The 16625-nt window shown below is 40.0% G+C and carries 15 protein-coding genes and 1 riboswitch; of the genes, 8 read left to right on the top strand and 7 right to left on the bottom strand.

All coding sequences use genetic code 11. The annotated features are described in order from the left end of the window. Positions 1 to 45: 45 nt before the first annotated feature. Positions 46 to 1641 (bottom strand): CHRD domain-containing protein, encoded by a 1596-nt coding sequence (locus NE848_RS15535; RefSeq protein WP_252115369.1) that lies wholly within the window; start codon positions 1639 to 1641, stop codon positions 46 to 48. 138 nt (positions 1642 to 1779) lie between these two features. Between NE848_RS15535 and NE848_RS15530 the strand changes: the two genes are divergently transcribed. Both NE848_RS15530 and purB read left to right on the top strand, forming a co-directional pair. Beyond that, positions 1780 to 2463, top strand: coding sequence for an SIR2 family NAD-dependent protein deacylase (locus tag NE848_RS15530; RefSeq protein WP_252115367.1), 684 nt, complete (start codon positions 1780 to 1782; stop codon positions 2461 to 2463). Positions 2464 to 2595: 132 nt separating this feature from the next. Beyond that, complete coding sequence (gene purB, locus NE848_RS15525; protein ID WP_252115365.1) at positions 2596 to 3933, top strand: adenylosuccinate lyase; 1338 nt, start codon at positions 2596 to 2598, stop codon at positions 3931 to 3933. Positions 3934 to 3981: 48 nt separating this feature from the next. Here purB and NE848_RS15520 read toward each other — a convergent pair whose 3' ends face one another. From NE848_RS15520 to NE848_RS15505, 4 genes are read right to left on the bottom strand one after another with little or no spacing between them, the layout of a single operon-like run. After that, complete coding sequence (locus tag NE848_RS15520) at positions 3982 to 4608, bottom strand: DUF4252 domain-containing protein (protein ID WP_252115363.1); 627 nt, start codon at positions 4606 to 4608, stop codon at positions 3982 to 3984. Positions 4609 to 4611: 3 nt separating this feature from the next. Next, on the bottom strand, positions 4612 to 5139 hold the full coding sequence (locus NE848_RS15515; RefSeq protein ID WP_252115361.1) for a DUF4252 domain-containing protein: 528 nt from the start codon (positions 5137 to 5139) through the stop codon (positions 4612 to 4614). A gap of 11 nt (positions 5140 to 5150) precedes the next feature. Then, positions 5151 to 5600, bottom strand: coding sequence for a DMT family transporter (locus tag NE848_RS15510; protein ID WP_252115359.1), 450 nt, complete (start codon positions 5598 to 5600; stop codon positions 5151 to 5153). After that, positions 5587 to 6096, bottom strand: coding sequence for an RNA polymerase sigma factor (locus tag NE848_RS15505; RefSeq protein ID WP_252115357.1), 510 nt, complete (start codon positions 6094 to 6096; stop codon positions 5587 to 5589). The genes NE848_RS15510 and NE848_RS15505 overlap by 14 nt, the downstream gene beginning before the upstream one ends. Before the next feature lie 131 nt (positions 6097 to 6227). Between NE848_RS15505 and NE848_RS15500 the strand changes: the two genes are divergently transcribed. Continuing rightward, a complete protein-coding gene (locus NE848_RS15500) occupies positions 6228 to 7721 on the top strand; it encodes a S41 family peptidase (RefSeq protein WP_252115355.1) in 1494 nt (497 codons plus the stop codon). 40 nt (positions 7722 to 7761) lie between these two features. Here NE848_RS15500 and NE848_RS15495 read toward each other — a convergent pair whose 3' ends face one another. Next, positions 7762 to 8832: a YncE family protein gene (locus NE848_RS15495; RefSeq protein ID WP_252115353.1), complete on the bottom strand. Its 1071-nt coding sequence runs from the start codon at positions 8830 to 8832 to the stop codon at positions 7762 to 7764. A gap of 2 nt (positions 8833 to 8834) precedes the next feature. Continuing rightward, positions 8835 to 10664 (bottom strand): TonB-dependent receptor, encoded by a 1830-nt coding sequence (locus tag NE848_RS15490; RefSeq protein WP_252115351.1) that lies wholly within the window; start codon positions 10662 to 10664, stop codon positions 8835 to 8837. Positions 10665 to 10697: 33 nt separating this feature from the next. After that, positions 10698 to 10924: riboswitch (cobalamin riboswitch) on the bottom strand. Positions 10925 to 10994: 70 nt separating this feature from the next. On the opposite strand from NE848_RS15490, the gene NE848_RS15485 reads away from it, so the two are divergent. From NE848_RS15485 to NE848_RS15465, 5 genes are all read left to right on the top strand, one after another. After that, positions 10995 to 12128 (top strand): ABC transporter substrate-binding protein, encoded by a 1134-nt coding sequence (locus tag NE848_RS15485; protein ID WP_252115349.1) that lies wholly within the window; start codon positions 10995 to 10997, stop codon positions 12126 to 12128. Further along, on the top strand, positions 12128 to 13159 hold the full coding sequence (locus NE848_RS15480; RefSeq protein ID WP_252115347.1) for an iron ABC transporter permease: 1032 nt from the start codon (positions 12128 to 12130) through the stop codon (positions 13157 to 13159). The genes NE848_RS15485 and NE848_RS15480 overlap by 1 nt, the downstream gene beginning before the upstream one ends. After that, complete coding sequence (locus tag NE848_RS15475; protein ID WP_252115345.1) at positions 13160 to 13951, top strand: ABC transporter ATP-binding protein; 792 nt, start codon at positions 13160 to 13162, stop codon at positions 13949 to 13951. A 109-nt stretch (positions 13952 to 14060) separates the two neighbouring features. Next, positions 14061 to 15488 (top strand): DNA recombination protein RmuC, encoded by a 1428-nt coding sequence (locus NE848_RS15470; protein WP_252115343.1) that lies wholly within the window; start codon positions 14061 to 14063, stop codon positions 15486 to 15488. Continuing rightward, positions 15485 to 16624 carry a serine hydrolase domain-containing protein gene (locus NE848_RS15465; protein WP_252115341.1) on the top strand — a complete coding sequence of 380 codons (1140 nt, stop codon included), beginning with the start codon at positions 15485 to 15487 and terminating at the stop codon, positions 16622 to 16624. The genes NE848_RS15470 and NE848_RS15465 overlap by 4 nt, the downstream gene beginning before the upstream one ends. The last annotated feature ends 1 nt before the right edge of the window (position 16625 follow it).

Raw genomic sequence — 16625 nt, 5'->3', positions numbered from 1 at the left:
CCCGGCATAGTACCGGGTTCCTTAATAATAAATTTATCAGGGATTTTAGCTGCCTGCATTAGCACCTATATTTCCCTGAGCCACAAGAGTAGCAAGATTTTCAACGCTTAAGTGAACATTGATATATCCATCAAACATAGTAAGGTTTTCATAGGTAATTGCTTCAGCTTCCTCACCTTCGGCAGCATTGAAAGCAGAAACGTTTGTAAAGCTCATTCCTGAAGCTCCCATTACGCTATTCAGAGTAATAGCTATATCTCCCGGTGCTTCGGCAACAGATCCCATATGTATATGTGCTGGATGAATTCCGTCTACAGGAGTATTTTGAAGAGAAAGTGTTACCAGGGTCTCTCCGTTCACTCTTTCTTCGAACATCGCGGTACCCATAATTGCATCTACAGCAACGCTGTTCAATTGATAGGTCACAGCCTCGCCTGTTAATTCATTCTGACCTATATCACCCTGAGCTACCAGAGTTCCAAGATCATCAGCACTTAAATGAACATTGATATATCCGTCATAATCAAGGATATTCTCATAACCGAACGTAGTGCCATCATTCAAAGCGGCTACATTGGTTTTGCTCATTCCGGTTGCTCCAATCACAGAATTGAAAGTGAAAGCTACATCTCCACCTTCGGCAGCGGTATTCATATGTATATGTGCCGGATGCATTCCATCTTCAGGCGTGTTCTCAAGCATCAAAGTTGCCAGAGCCTCACCATTTACTCTCTCTTCAAAGGTAGCGGTCCCCATAATCCCATCAACAGCTTTTGAATCAAGCTCATAGGTTTTTGACTCTCCGGTAAGCTCATTTTGACCAATGTCTCCCTGGGCAACCAGAGTTCCGAGATCTTCGGCACTCAAATGCACATTTACATATCCGTCAAAATCGAGTATATCTTCATATCCAAACATAGTCCCGTCATCCAAAGCAGATACATTTGTTCTACTCATGCCGGTAGTACCATTAACAGATTTAAAAGTGAAAGCTATATCTCCTCCTTCAGCTGCGGTATTCATGTGGATGTGTGCAGGGTGCATTCCGTCTTCAGGAGAATTCTCAAGCATTAATGTTGCCTGTGCTTCTCCATTTGCCCTTTCTTCAAAAAGTACACTCCCCATGATGCCGTCGACATCTCGGGAAGAAAGTGTATAGGATTTTGATTCACCGGTAAGATCGTTCACTCCTATATCGCCCTGCGCAACCAGGGTGCCAAGATCATCAGCACTTAAGTGAACATTGATGTATCCGTCAAAATTTACAGCCTCCATATAAGTGATAGCAGTACCATCATCTAAAGTGGAAAAAGTTGTGGTGCTCATTCCGGTTGAGCCATCAACGGCTTCAAGGCTTACCGCAATATCTCCACCTTCGGAGGCAGAATTAAAATGAATATGGGCGGGATGCATACCAGAAGTGGTTCCATCAAGTTTTAATTCCAGCGTAGTGCTGTTATCTTCATTTTCCGTGAAGGTTGCAGTTCCCGAAACAGAAGAGTTACTTCTTGCGGAAAGATCAAAGGTCATAACCTCTCCCATAAATTCTTCCTTTTCGCGGTCCATAGCGTCATCATCGCTACTACAACTCATAAATAAAAATGGCAGTGCCAGAAAGGCAATTTTTAATACGTTTTTCATCAGTTTAATTATTTTAGTGATTAGAATACTTTTTGTGAAAAGCTGTATTTAACTTTTCATATCATATACCTTAGATACGGGGCAACCCTCTTCAACGGACGTTAACAAAAACAGAAATACTCCTAAAAAAAAGTTAATATGAAAAATGCAGTAGTGCTTACCGGAGCCGGCATAAGTGCGGAAAGCGGAATTAAAACTTTTAGAGATGCTGATGGTCTCTGGGAAGGACATGATGTAATGGAAGTCGCATCGCCATTAGGCTGGGAGAAAAATAAAGAACTGGTACTTGACTTCTATAATAAGCGAAGAAGGCAATTACTTAAAGTTCAACCTAACGCTGCACATAAGGCATTAGTGAGACTGGAAGAAAGATTTCATGTAGAGATCATTACGCAGAATATTGACGACCTTCATGAAAGAGCAGGAAGTAAGAATGTTACTCACCTACATGGAGAACTGCTAAAAGCCCGTAGTACCTTTGACGAAGATCTTGTGATGGACTGGAAAAAAGATATCTGCATAGGCGATTTTTGCGAACACAATTCCCAGTTACGTCCCCATGTAGTATGGTTTGGAGAGGCAGTTCCAATGTTTCAGAAGGCAGCTGAAATTTCAGAAACTGCAGATATACTTATGGTAATTGGCACTTCCATGCAGGTATATCCCGCCGCAGGACTTGTTGATTTCGTCGCTCCCGGCACTCCGATTTATTTTATAGACCCCAGGCCCAACATAAGGGAAAGTGGGAATCTTGAAATAATTGAAAAGAAAGCTGTTGAAGGAGTTCCGGAAATCGTGGATAGGCTTTTATCGGCGAGATAAATGATTATAAGGCCAAACATGGAAGGCCCTGATCTCCTAAAGGAAACTTCAGGATTTAATGAAATTTAAAGAGTAGTTTTATAGTAAATTTTGAAGCGGTATCTTTACGCTTTTAATTTTTAAAAGCAAACAATGACATCCTTATCTGCAGTATCACCAATAGACGGACGCTACAGGTCCAAAACCAAGAATCTTTCGGCCTATTTTAGTGAAGAAGCACTTATCAAATACAGAATAAAAGTAGAAGTAGAGTATTTTATTGCTTTATATGAACAAGACCTGCCTCAACTAAAGGATGTAGATCCTGAAAATTTTAAAAGATTAAGGGGGCTATATGAAAACTTCACCTCGCTGGATGCTCAGGCAGTAAAGGAGATCGAAAAGATCACCAATCATGATGTAAAAGCGGTAGAATATTATCTAAAGGAAGAGTTTGGAAAACTTGGAATGGAAACCTCGAAAGAATTCATCCATTTTGGGCTGACATCACAGGATATAAATAACACTGCAATTCCGCTGAGTCTTAAGGATGCGATCGCAGAAGTTTATCTTCCGGAATTAAATGAAATCCTGGCAAAACTTGAAGAACTTGCTTCAGAATGGAAAGACATCCCGCTTTTAGCAAGAACCCATGGTCAGCCTGCTTCCCCTACCCGGCTTGGCAAAGAGATAGATGTATTTGTTGTAAGAATAAAGGAACAGATCAAATTACTGGAAGAAATTCCACATGCAGCAAAATTTGGTGGAGCTACGGGTAATTACAATGCTCATAATGTTGCTTATCCTGAAACAGACTGGAGGAAATTCGGGCAAAATTTCGTGGAGAATAAGCTGGGATTACATCACTCCTTCCCTACTACTCAAATTGAGCATTACGATCATATGGCAGCACTTTTTGATGCCCTTAAACGTATTAATAACATCTTTATAGACCTGGACAGGGATATATGGACCTATATCTCTATGGATTATTTCAAACAGAAGATCAAAAAGGGAGAAATAGGTTCTTCGGCCATGCCACACAAAGTGAATCCTATAGATTTTGAGAACAGTGAAGGGAATCTTGGAATAGCGAATGCTATCTTTGAACATCTTTCAGCTAAACTTCCCGTTAGCCGACTTCAGCGTGATCTAACCGACAGTACTGTATTGAGAAATATTGGCGTTCCTGTGGGACATACGATCATCGCTTTCAATTCAACTCTCAAAGGACTTAACAAGTTATTACTAAATGAGGAAAAGCTAAATGCTGATCTTGAAAATAACTGGGCTGTTGCTGCAGAAGCTATTCAGACTATTTTAAGAAGGGAAGGATTTAAGAATCCATATGAGGCTTTAAAGGGTCTAACCAGAACAAATGAAAGGATTACCGAGAAAAGTATTTCTGAATTTATAGACCAGCTTGATGTTTCTGATGATATCAAAAAGGAGCTACATAAGATAACACCTCAAAATTACACCGGTATCTAAATAAAAAGCCCCGGAAAGGGGCTTTTTAATTTCAACTAATTAAATCCGCTACTCTACAGTAGAATCATTTTCTGTTGCTACAGTATCAGATTCTTTTCCAATATTTATTTCCATTTTTAAAGAATCTTTATTTTCTGTGTGGTCCCCTCCAAAAATCCCAGAAAGTCCTTTTATTCCTTCCACATTTATATCCTCTTCATTAAGAGATTTCATTAATTTCATGATCTTCTCAGGATTCATATCTTCCCCAAGTACTCTGGCTAGTCCCAAACCTTTCTCATCTTTATAACCATATATAATCAACTCATCAATCGCATCTTCTTCTCCGGTAAAATACATCTCGGCCTTGCCATCAGTACCTCCCACCTTCATTAATAACTGATATCTTTCGTCCTGAAAAATTTCACTCAGTTTGGCTTTCTCTTCCTCAAATTTCTCTGGATGCTGATCTGCCCTTAGAGCGAGTACATTGATCTTTTTAATGCTCTGCATGGTAGTTCTTTGCTCTTCATCAAGAGATTCCAGGTTGGCGAACATACTTGGAGGCACATCCAGGGCAAGAAAATCTGTATCTTCCTGATTATCTACATAATATTTTTGAAGCGATTTTCCGTCATTACAGGATGTAAGAACCGCAACAAAAAGAAGGCTGAATAGAATTTTAAATGTTTTCATGGTCTATGATTTTTTGTTGGCTTTTTTTAATTCTTCAGCCCCGGGCACTTTAAGGTCGGCTGTAAGTTTTGAAAGTTGTGAAAGATCTATTTCACCTGTTATACTTAAGATCACCGAGATTGGCTCGCCATCGGTCTCACCTTCCAGGAACATAAACAGTTCTTTCACATAATTGTCATTCTTCCCGGGAACCGAGTAAAACTTGATATTCTTTCCATCCTCATTCACCCGCATTAACTCGTCAAGAGATCCTTTTTGAAGGTAGGATTTAACATCGGCAGCCATTTGTGATCTCACTTTGGAATCTGAAGATTTATAGATCTGGATACGATCAAGATTTTCTATAAGCTTCATATATTCCCTGGCTTCGGGATCACTATCACTTAAGTCAACTTTGGCCAGCATTTTAAACATCTTACTGGTCATTACCATAGCGTCCACTTCTTTCATATTCTCATATTTCTCAAAGGTCTGAGAATTAGAAAGCATGGGCACCAGGGCTAACAGGAGGGTAATTACTAATCTATTCATGATTTCTGGTTTTAATCTATTTGTATGATTTTGTTTGTAGTCTTATTAAATTCTTTAAGGTATGCAAGGTCTGCAGTTCCTTCATTCATCAACTGTGAAACCATATTCAGGGTTTCTTTGGTCTTTTCCAGCGCCAGTTCTTCATCACTAATTGTTCCTAAATCATTTTCATTTAGCTCTCGGGATGAATCATTAAAGAAAAATATCCCTAATGCGACGATCAGGATGGCTGCGATAGAGGTCCAGGCATACCTGTTCCCTTTGGAACCACCAACATCCGGTAAATTTTCAAAGGTTTCTTTTTTCTGTTTCGCCGAAAACATAAACATAAGCTGATATGATTTTAGATGCTCTGGTACATCTTCTTTCAGAAAATATTCTCTGAGAATATTTTCCTCGGCCAGTGAAGTCTTACCTTCGTCATAGCGCTCCAGCAATTTTTCAATTTTACCTGATTCCATAATTGTGTTTCTTTATTAAATTTTCACGTATTGCCTTTCTCGCCCTGGACAGAGAAACCCGTATCGCTGTCTGGTTCATCTCCATGATCTCGGCAATTTCCTCATAATCATATTGTTCAATATCTCTAAGCTGAAAGACCATTTTCTGCTGCTCTGGCAGGGTTTCCACGATCTTTTGCAGCCATTCCATCTCATCACTAAGCTCAACTTCGGTTTGAAGGGAGGGCCCGTGATTCTGATAATTCTGATGTACTATTCTCAGGTGACTGTTTTGTTTGGATTTCAACTGGTCCAGACAATAGTTCTTGGTCACCGTCATCGCAAAGGCCTCCACATTGGCATAATGCTTGATCCTTTCCTTACGACTCCAAAGTTTCAGAATTACCTCCTGAGTAGCATCTTCGGCTGCTTCTTTAGAAGTAAGCAGTCTTAATGCCAGGCGATACATCTTATCCTTAACAGGATTTATAATATTCAGGAAGGTGTGTTCTTTCATTTAATTTTGGTTGGTTTATAATACCTTCTCAACTTTACGACGAGTCACGTACAGTTTTGTTACAATTAATTTTGAAATTGTAAGAATGTACCTATTTTTAGAAAAAATTGTTATTAATCCATTCTTAATCTATGAAAGTATATAAATATTTAATGCTATTCCTTCTTACAGGGGGAATGTTAGTCTCCTGTTCAAAGGATGATAATGATGATATCCCTAATCCTCCGGATAATGGCGGAAAAACTGAGGTGAGCCTGGAGCTTGAAATCAAGGACTTTGTCTGGAAGGGAATGAATGAGATATACCTTTACAAATCTGATATCCCTGAGCTTGCCAATGACTATTTTGCTGATCAGGAGGAATTATATGACTGGCTCGAAACTTGGGATACACCTGAAAATTTATTCTATGACGGACTTGTTGCTTCTCAGGACCGTTTCAGCTTTATAACAGATGACTATATAGAACTGGAGAATAGTTTTAGTGGAATTTCGGAAACAACAGGTGTAGATTATCGCCTTTACAGATTATCTTCAGGGTCCAATGATATTTTTGGAGTTGTAAGATACATTATCCCTGGAAGTAACGCCGAAGGAAAAGATATCCAGAGAGGAGACCTTTTCACAAAAATCAATGGAGAAGCTCTTACCATAAGTAACTACAGGGATTTACTTTCGAATTCAACAATCACCTTTACTCTGGCAAAAATTGAAAATAATACGATTAGTGAAACCGGAGAAACGGTAACCATAGATGCCCAAACCCTCACTGAAAATCCAATCCTAATAAATAAGGTTCTGGATGTAGACGGTATTAAGGTTGGATATCTAATGTATAATAGTTTTGTAGCAGACTTTGATGATGAACTAAATACAGTTTTTGCCGATTTCAAGGCCGCTGGTATTCAAAAACTTATCCTTGACCTTCGATATAATGGAGGTGGTAGGGTAAGTTCTGCCACCCGATTGGCAAGCATGATTACCGGGCAGTTCACCGGAGAGGTATTCGCAAAACAGCAATGGAATGATAAATATCAGAACTATTTCCTTCAGGAAAACCCTGATAGATTATTCAATTATTTTACCGATAAGATAGATAACAACGAAGCTATCAACAGTCTTAATCTATCTGATGTCTATGTGATTGGAACTTCTTCCACTGCATCAGCAAGTGAGCTTGTGATGAATGGGCTAAGTCCTTATATCGATGTAATCAAGGTAGGAGACACTACAGTTGGAAAATCACAGGCATCGGTTACTCTTTATGATTCTCCAAATTTTGGAAGGGAAAATGCCAATCCAGATCATAAATATGCTATTCAGCCACTGGTCTACGAATCAGTGAACGCAGAGGATATGGTGGTACCTTATAACGGAATAATCCCGGATTTTGCTATTGAAGAAAGGATATCTAACATGGGAACCCTTGGAGATCCTTCTGAAAGATTACTTTCAGCAGCTATCGATGCTATAGCTGGAAGCAGAAGATTCTATCCTGAAAGGGAATTCTGGTATAATGAGTTTAAAGAAGCTGGTTTTGATAATATTCTTTACCAAAGAATGTATATCGATAAACTTCCAGATACCGGAGGCCGGAAATTAGGAGTCAGTTTCAATAAAGAATAAAAGATAAAAAAAACCCGCTCGGAGCGGGTTTTTTTATTGGCTAATCATTAAAATAAATTCCGTTGGGATTAATTCCAACTGAAAACTGAGTGGTCAAACTTCCATTTGAAAGATTGTAGATATAAAGCATTCCGTCCCCGGTAAAATCGGCATTCGGAGAGGCTACATATATTCTTCCGTCATGGATCTCAAAACCATATAATAAAGCTGGCTCATCAAGTTTATATTCAGAAGCCGGCTGCATAGTAGTCATGTTATAATTATATACTGTTTTGCCTATGGTAAGATATACATCACTACCTTCCAGGCTCAAATTATTTGGATGCAAAGAGCTATCCGGGAAATCAAATTCTTCCTCAACCTGGTTATTGCTAATATTGATATTTGATAATTTACCAGCAGTCTCTGTTTCGGCATAAGAGGGTTTCCCTCCAGCTAACACCCAAAGATTATTACCTTCTATTACCATGGAATTTGGCAGGTCCCCTACTTCTATTTCTGCCTCTACTCCATTGCTCTCGGTATTGATAACAGAGACAATATTATTAAATGAAAATCCGCCTTTATGGGCAACGAATAGTTTTCCATTGGCTGCCAGGACTTTCTCAGGTCCTTCAGCAACCGAAATCGATTTTATAAATGAAAAGTCCGACAGATCGAAAACAGCGACAAAGTCGTCATCAGGGTCCATTCCGTCGCCCCAATTGCTAACGTAGATCTTATCGTTTACCACTTCTGCATAACGCGGATTCATAAGTTCAACATCTATCGTAGCACGGCTTTCAAATGTATACCTGTCTACGACCTCGATCTTATTAGAAACATTCACAACGATAATTGCAAATTCCTCATATAATTTGATGCTTTGAGCAGTATCGCCAAGCCCGGTTTCATTAGTATTCATAAAAATACTGCTTTGCATTTGCTGCATATCGTTATCTAGAAAGCTCACCGAGGCATTCCCGGAGCCGAAATTCCCCTCGTTCAGCACAAAGATTCCCGACTCGAATTCGGCTTCCTCTTCGGGCATAGGACAACAATCGGTATCGTCTTCGCAGGAATTAAAAAGGAAGACGGTAAAAAATAACAGAAATAAGTGTTTGTAGTTCATAGCTAAAAATTGATTATTAGTAAGGTGTTAAATGACCTTCCAGGCATGATGCGGGAAGGCAGACTTTGATATTCTTCGTTAAAAATGTTATGTATTTGAAATCGCAGACTTGTTTCCGGACTTTTAGCAAAGGCATATTCGGCTCCCAGATTTACTAATTTGTATGAGTTCAGTTCATAATTATTATCGGAAGAGGTATAAATACTACCATTATAAATTGACTGAATAGAAAAAACCAGCCTATTTATCTCATAGGCTCCCGAAAAAGTAATCTTATGTTGAGGCGTATAAATAAGTTGCTTACCGGTTTCCTGGTCTATAGACTTCGTAAAGGCATAGTTCCCACTCAGTCTTAGCGGATTTTCACCAATATTCTTAGACCAGTCAGCTATCACTTCCAAACCATAATTATGAACATTGGAGGTGTTCACCGGTCGCCACATTCCATCTTCTCCCGGGATCCAGCGGATCAGGTTATCAATATCCATGAAATATGCCGTAAGGTTAATCTGAAAATTCTGAAAACTGATCTCATTCCCGATCTCTCCCTGTAAGGAAGTTTCGGGGTCCAGTTCCTTATTTCCGCCTGACTGCCAGAATAGATCATTGAAGGTTGGAATCCTGAAATTCCTGGAGGTATTGATTCGAAGAAGATAATTTTCTGAAAAATAATAGTTCCCTCCTGCTGAAAACAATAAAGGAGAGTTATAAATTTCAGTGATTTCCTGCCTTAAACTTAATTCGTAATTCAGTTTTCCCAGGTCGTGATTCCATAAAGCCGAAAATCCTCCGATATTTCTTTGTGCATTTTCAATACCTGACCCTTCCCCATTGATATTATTATAATCTGCAATGAAATTAAGTTTCATTCCAGCTGAGAATTCATAACCCAGATCATACTTGATGATTCCTGTTTCGGCCTCTCCAAAACTGAAATTTTCAGAATCCCTGTTCTCAAAATATTTGAATTCTTCTTTTAAAAAGGCTAGTTTCAGACTGCTTGTAAAATCTCCAAAAAATGATTTCCATTCAAGCAGGTTTCTCAAGTTCCTGTCTTCATATTTACTGTTGGATGGAAGGTTCAAAGTCCCCGAGAATCCACGACCGCCCTGGTAATAGTTCGAATAGAACTTCAGAATGTTTGTATCATCAAGCCATCTGGCCAGGGAGGCACTCAGCGAAACATTATAAAAATCACCATTTTCATTCTGCTTATCGGTTCCCTGGTATTTATAATCATTTTCTGAACTTATGCCTGAAACACCAATATTTAAGCTGGTCTTCTCATTAGAAAAACTTCCATTATAAGCTGCCTGATAGGTTTCAAAACTGCCATATCCAGTACGCACTGCATTCTTCAACTCCCCATCAAAACTGAAGTCATTGTTCAGGTGAATGGTTCCTCCAATGGCGCCGCTGCCATAGACCACACTGCCGCCACCGGGCCGCAGACTTATATTGTCAAAAACCCGGGTGTTTATCGTATTAAAATCTGTCTGCCCGGTAAATTGTGAATTGATATTGATGCCATTCCACACCACAGCTGTCTGGGCCGCGCTAGTACCGCGCACTGAAGCCGAAGAAACCATTCCGTAGCCATTCTCCCGGAAAAAGAAAGGGGAATTGAATTTCAATAATGAGGTGAGCAATGGCTCATTCTGCTGAATGAGAGAATCTTCCAACTCTCTTACGAACTGCCCTTCGGAATTCTGTTTAAGCTTCACATCGCTTAAACGAACCTCTTCCAGCCAGTTTATGGAATCATTTTGAGCGGCCATACTAAAGCAGGCGCAAAAAAAGATTAGAATAAGATGATATAAGTTTCCGTTCATAATCTGCCGACCTTTATCCCGAAAGTCACTCGATATTAGTTTGAAATTCAGGCAGGTCTCCTGGCTCGCGTACTGCAATTCACCTTCCCATGCGCCTTAGACGCACAGTGGTTTGAAGAATTATTGCAGCCATCCGCCACAGGCGGACAAAGCTTACAGTTGCGGGAACAGCTCAGGCTTTTGAAGTAAATACTTCCCCTGATTCCCTTTTAATCCACGCAGAAATAAATCGGCGCTGAACCAAAATTTCAATGCGAAAATAAACAAATATGTTTAGCAATAAGATCAAAAAGTTAAATAATCTTACTTTTGATCTCCAAACAAACGGTTTTGAAAAGAATAATTCTCATTTTCCTAGTCATGGGATTCATATCCTGTAAAGATTCAAAGAAAGCTGATTCACCTGAATTTCAGAAGGGTAAAGAAGTAGAAATTGAAGAAGCAAAAGGTTTCAGTATCACTAGCTTTGAAAACTACAGTATTCTAAAGGTGAATACTCCGTGGCCCGAAGCTGAAGATCCTTTAGTTTATCTTTTGGCAGAAAAGAATGCTGAGATCCCTGAAAACCTTGAATACAATCAGAAGGTTGAAGTTCCGATAGAAAGTCTCGTGGTCACTTCCACCACTCATATTCCAGCTCTTGAAGCTTTAAATGAAGAAGGAAAGTTAGTAGGATTTCCAGGCCTCAATTATATCTCTTCAGAAAACACACGAAAACTGATCGATGCCGGAAAAATTTTAGAGTTAGGCCAGAACGAAAATATCAATACCGAGATCTTAATAGATCTTTCGCCCGATGTGGTTATTGGTTTTGCTATTAACGCTTCCAATAAAAGCTTTGAGACCATCCAAAAAACAGGAATTCCGGTTATTTATAATGGTGACTGGACCGAGGCAACACCCCTGGGAAAGGCTGAATGGATAAAGTTCTTCGGGGTTTTATTCGGAAAAGAAAGTGAGGCTGAAGAAATATTCAGTGAGATCAGGAACGAATACATTAAAGCAAAAGAACTGGCTAAAACCAGTGAGAAAAGACCTAGCGTAATCGCCGGATCCATGTATAATGACAAATGGTATATGCCTTACGGGAATTCGTGGCAGGCACAGTTCATTAAAGACGCTAATGCCAATTATCTGTATGCCGAAACTGAAGGTGATGGAAGTTTATCATTAGCCTTTGAAAGCGTTCTGGAAAAGGCTGAGGATGCCGAATACTGGGTGAGCTCCGGCCAGTTCACCTCTTACGAACAGCTTTTCAATGAATCGGAGCATTACAAACGTTTTAAAGCTGTGAGAGATAAGAATGTATACAGCGTAAGCCTTTCAACCGGGGAGACTGGCGGAATAACTTTTTATGAGCTTGGTCCGCAAAGACCCGATCTTATTCTGAAAGACCTAATTTCTATATTCCACCCAGGGCTTATGGAAGATTACGAACCGGTATTCTACAAACCGCTTAAATAATGCTGAGTCAGAGAAAATATACTTTTGCGCTTATCATACTGTTCCTTGCGGTAATTCTCACCGGATTATTCAATATTAGCCTGGGATCGGTAAATATTCCGGTTTCAGATGTCACCTCTGCCCTGCTGGGTTTTGAAGTAGATAGAGAGACGTGGAGATATATTATTCTTAATTACCGACTTCCGAAAGCCATTACAGCAATTATTACCGGATCGGGGCTGGCAGTTAGCGGACTTTTAATGCAAACCCTTTTCAGGAATCCACTCGCAGGGCCATATGTGCTTGGTTTAAGTAGTGGTGCCAGCCTTGGAGTTGCAATCGTATTCATGGGCGCATCTATTTTCGGAGCTTCATTTGCGGCAATTCTTTTATCTGGTTGGAGTCTGGTGATCGCCTCCAGTCTTGGAAGTTTGCTGGTCTTGTTCGCTGTTATCCTTGCCTCTATTCGCTTAAGAGACACCATGGCAATACTTATCATAGGTTTAATGTTCGCCAGCCTTACAGCTGCCATAGTAAGTGTTCTGGCCTATTTTAGCCCAGCCTCCCAACTGCAGCAGTATGTTTTCTGGTCTTACGGAAGCCTGGGAAATCTTAGCTGGGATGAAGTTTCCATCCTTGGTTTGTTCTGGGTGATAGGAATATTGATAAGCATTGGCAGCATAAAAAACCTCAATTCTCTCTTATTAGGAGAGCAATACGCACGAAGCCTCGGTACCAATATCAAAAGGAACCGGTTCATGATAATTATCGCTACCAGTTTACTGGCTGGAAGTATCACTGCTTTTGCCGGCCCAATCGCCTTTGTAGGTCTTGCGGTTCCGCACCTGGTGAGACAGATAATTCCCTCGGCCAATCATGTAAGCCTGGTCCCGGCGGTGATATTTGGCGGAGCTATTTTAATGCTAATTTGTGATATCATTGCTCAGCTACCGGGAAGTGAATTCAGTTTACCTATAAATGCAATAACTTCGCTGATCGGAGCTCCAGTCGTCATCTGGCTGCTGGTGAGAAAGAGAAAATTCAATTTTTAAGTGAGCGCTGAAAATTCAAATATCGTCCTGAAAACTGATGAACTAAGCATAGGTTACCGGAAAAGAAATGACATACAGGTAGTCGTTTCGGGAATCGATATGGAAATAAAAGAAGGTGAACTTGTTGCCGTTATCGGGATCAACGGCGCCGGAAAATCTACCTTACTTAGAACTTTAAGCGGGATACAGCAAATAATTAAAGGACAGGTTTTTATTTCTGAAAAAAATCTTGCTAAAACCGATGTTTCGGAACTTTCTAAAAACATCAGCCTGGTATTGACCGAGCAACTGATCTCAAAGAACCTTAGCGTCATGGAACTGGTTGCCCTTGGTCGTCAGCCATATACCAACTGGATAGGAAAACTCAACAAGAATGACCTGAAAAAAGTAATGCACGCCATTAAGCTGGTCAACATCGAGGATATAAAGAGTAAAAAATGTCATGAACTAAGTGATGGGCAATTTCAAAAGGTGTTAATTGCCCGCGCCTTGGCCCAGGACACTTCACTCATCATTTTAGATGAACCTACTACTCATCTTGACCTTTATCATAAAGCCTATGTCCTTAAACTACTGCAGCAACTTAGCCGGGAAACCAATAAGGCTATTTTGTTCGCATCGCACGAAATAAACCTGGCTCTACAGTTATGCGACAAACTTCTTATTCTGAAGGACAAAAAGGCGCTCTATGGCAAACCTTTAGATCTCATAAACTCTGAAACCTTCAACGACCTCTTCCCCAGTCATCTGATCCATTTTGATAAAGAGTCTTCCAGTTTTAAAATAAAATAAATTCTACACCTCCACTCCGCTCGATGTGACATTAGATCATTTATAAATTTTTACTGACTCTCTTCTATAAAATTCTTAAATAAGTATCTTTGGAAAAACCGCCAATTTCATGAACGAATACCTTCTCATTAGTTTAATTTTTATTGTGGCTCTGGGGATCGGAGTTTATATAGGTAAACTCATTTCGGGTCTTAAATCTAAAAACGAGACCGGAAGACTTGAAGAAAGAAACTCTCAACTATCAATTCAGATAGAAGATCTTAAAAATCAAATAAACAGTGAGTTAGAAAATCACAAAGAAGAGATTCAACAACTTAAAAATGAAGCGGCTGGCGATATTGAAAAGATCGAGAAAGAAAGAGAGGAAATAAGGAGGGAAAAGGAAAACATCAGCCTGGAGCTTACCCGAAAAATTTCAGAATTCAATAATCTTCAGGAAAAGAATGAGGAGCAAAAAGCCGAGGTAGAAAAACTCCAGGAAAAATTCACCAAGGAATTTGAGAATCTTGCGAATAAGATACTCGATCAGAAATCGGAGAAGTTTACCAATCTTAATAAACAGAATATCGAAAGCATTCTGGACCCGCTTCAGAAAAAGATCAAGGAATTTGAGGAAAAAGTAAATAAAAGCGATTCGGAATCGGTTAAAAGACATGCCGAACTGGGAGAAAAACTGAAATTCCTGAATGAGCAAAGCCTTAAAATAAGTGAGGATGCTACCAACCTCACCAAAGCCCTTAAAGGCGACACCAAAATGCAGGGTAACTGGGGAGAGATGGTACTTGAGAGGGTCCTGGAACGCAGTGGCCTGCAAAAAGACAGCGAATATTTTGTTCAGCAAAGCTTCAATACCGAAGATGGAAAAAGAGTAATGCCCGATGTGATCATTCATTTGCCGGGCGACAAGAAGATGGTGGTAGACTCCAAAGTTTCACTGAATGCTTATGAACGCTACATCAACGAAACAGATGAAGATGATAAGAAGTCTCACCTTAAAAATCACCTTATTTCTGTAAAAAATCGAGTTAACGAACTGAGTAATAAGAATTACCACTCTCTATACCAGATGGAAAGCCCTGACTTTGTATTGCTTTTCATCCCGATAGAAGCAGCTTTCGCCATCGCTTCCAATGAATATCCGTCCCTGTACAGTGATGCCTTTGAAAAGAATATCATTATTGTTACGCCTACCACCCTTCTTGCGGTCCTTAAAACGATCGATAGTATGTGGCAGAACGAGAAGCAAAAACAGAACGCGATACAGATCGCTACCCAGGCAGGAGCGCTTTACGATTCGTTCACCAACCTCACTGACGAACTTCTGAAGATTGGCCGCCAGATAGGGACCGTTCAGAATTCTTATGAAGGCGCCATGAAAAAGCTCACCGGTAAAGGAAATCTTATACGAAGAGTCGAGAAACTGAAAAAACTGGGAGCAAAAGCCAGTAAACAAATCGACCAGAAACTCTTGAACCGCGGGGAGATCGAAGATGAAGAGGAAGAAGAATCTGAAAACCAAACTCTAGATCTTAGATGATAAAAACTACCATTTTAACCACAGTATTATTTCTTTTCCTATGCCAGTTAACCGCCCAGGAGATCTACTTTCCACCGGCAGGGGAATGGCAGGAAAAACAGTCTTCCGAATTTGAACTGGATTTCTCTGAAGCCGTCAATTTCGCTAAAGCTAACGAATACTCAGGCTCAAAAGACCTCAGACAGGCCATTTTAAAAGGTTTTGAACACGAACCTTATCACGAAATCCTTGGACCTACTAAAAGGAGAGGCGGCCCGGCAGGAATGATCTTGAAGAATGGATATCTGGTTGCAAAATGGGGAGACACCAAAAGAGTGGATATGACTTTCAGTGTTACCAAAAGTTTCCTTTCAACAACAGCCTTGATCGCGAGAGACAAGAATCTAATTAAAGATTTTGAGGAGCCTGTGGTAAACTATGTTTGGGATGACACTTTTGAAGGGGAACATAATTCGAAGATCACATGGAAACATCTGCTTCATCAAAATTCCGACTGGAGCGGCCAGCTATGGGGAGGATTCGACTGGGCCGACAGGCCTCCACAGGATCAAAGCATAGATGAATGGAGGTCCCGAGAACTACACGAACCTGGAACTTATTTTAAATACAATGATGTTCGAGTGAATGTACTTGCCTATTCGCTCTTAAATGTATTCAGAATGCCATTACCAAAAGTACTGAAAAAGAATATCATGGATCCTATCGGCTCTTCTCAAAGCTGGAGGTGGTTTGGATATGAAAATTCATGGACCACCATAGACGGTCTTAAAATGCAATCTGTGAGCGGCGGAGGTCATTCAGGCGGAGGAATGTTTATAAACACTGAAGACATGGCGAGGTTTGGTCTTTTATTCATGAATAATGGAAAATGGAACGAAAAGGAATTGATCTCAGAAGACCTGATTACAGAAGCCATGCAACCTTCAACACCAAATCCGAATTATGGATATATGTGGTGGCTTAATTCAGAGGGAGATCGAAATATGGAAAATATCGATACAGATATCTTCTATGCCGCCGGTTTTGGAGGAAATTTCATCATTATAGATCAGAAAAACAAAATGGTGATCGTAACAAGATGGCTTGAACCATCAAAACTGGAAGATTTTCTCAACTTAGTCTATAAGAATATCTAGA

The sequence above is a fragment of the Gramella jeungdoensis genome (assembly GCF_023805255.1).
In the GTDB taxonomy this organism is placed as follows: domain Bacteria; phylum Bacteroidota; class Bacteroidia; order Flavobacteriales; family Flavobacteriaceae; genus Christiangramia; species Christiangramia jeungdoensis.
The sequence above is the reverse complement of the archived record's forward strand: the minus strand, read 5'-3'. Positions and strand labels throughout refer to the sequence as shown.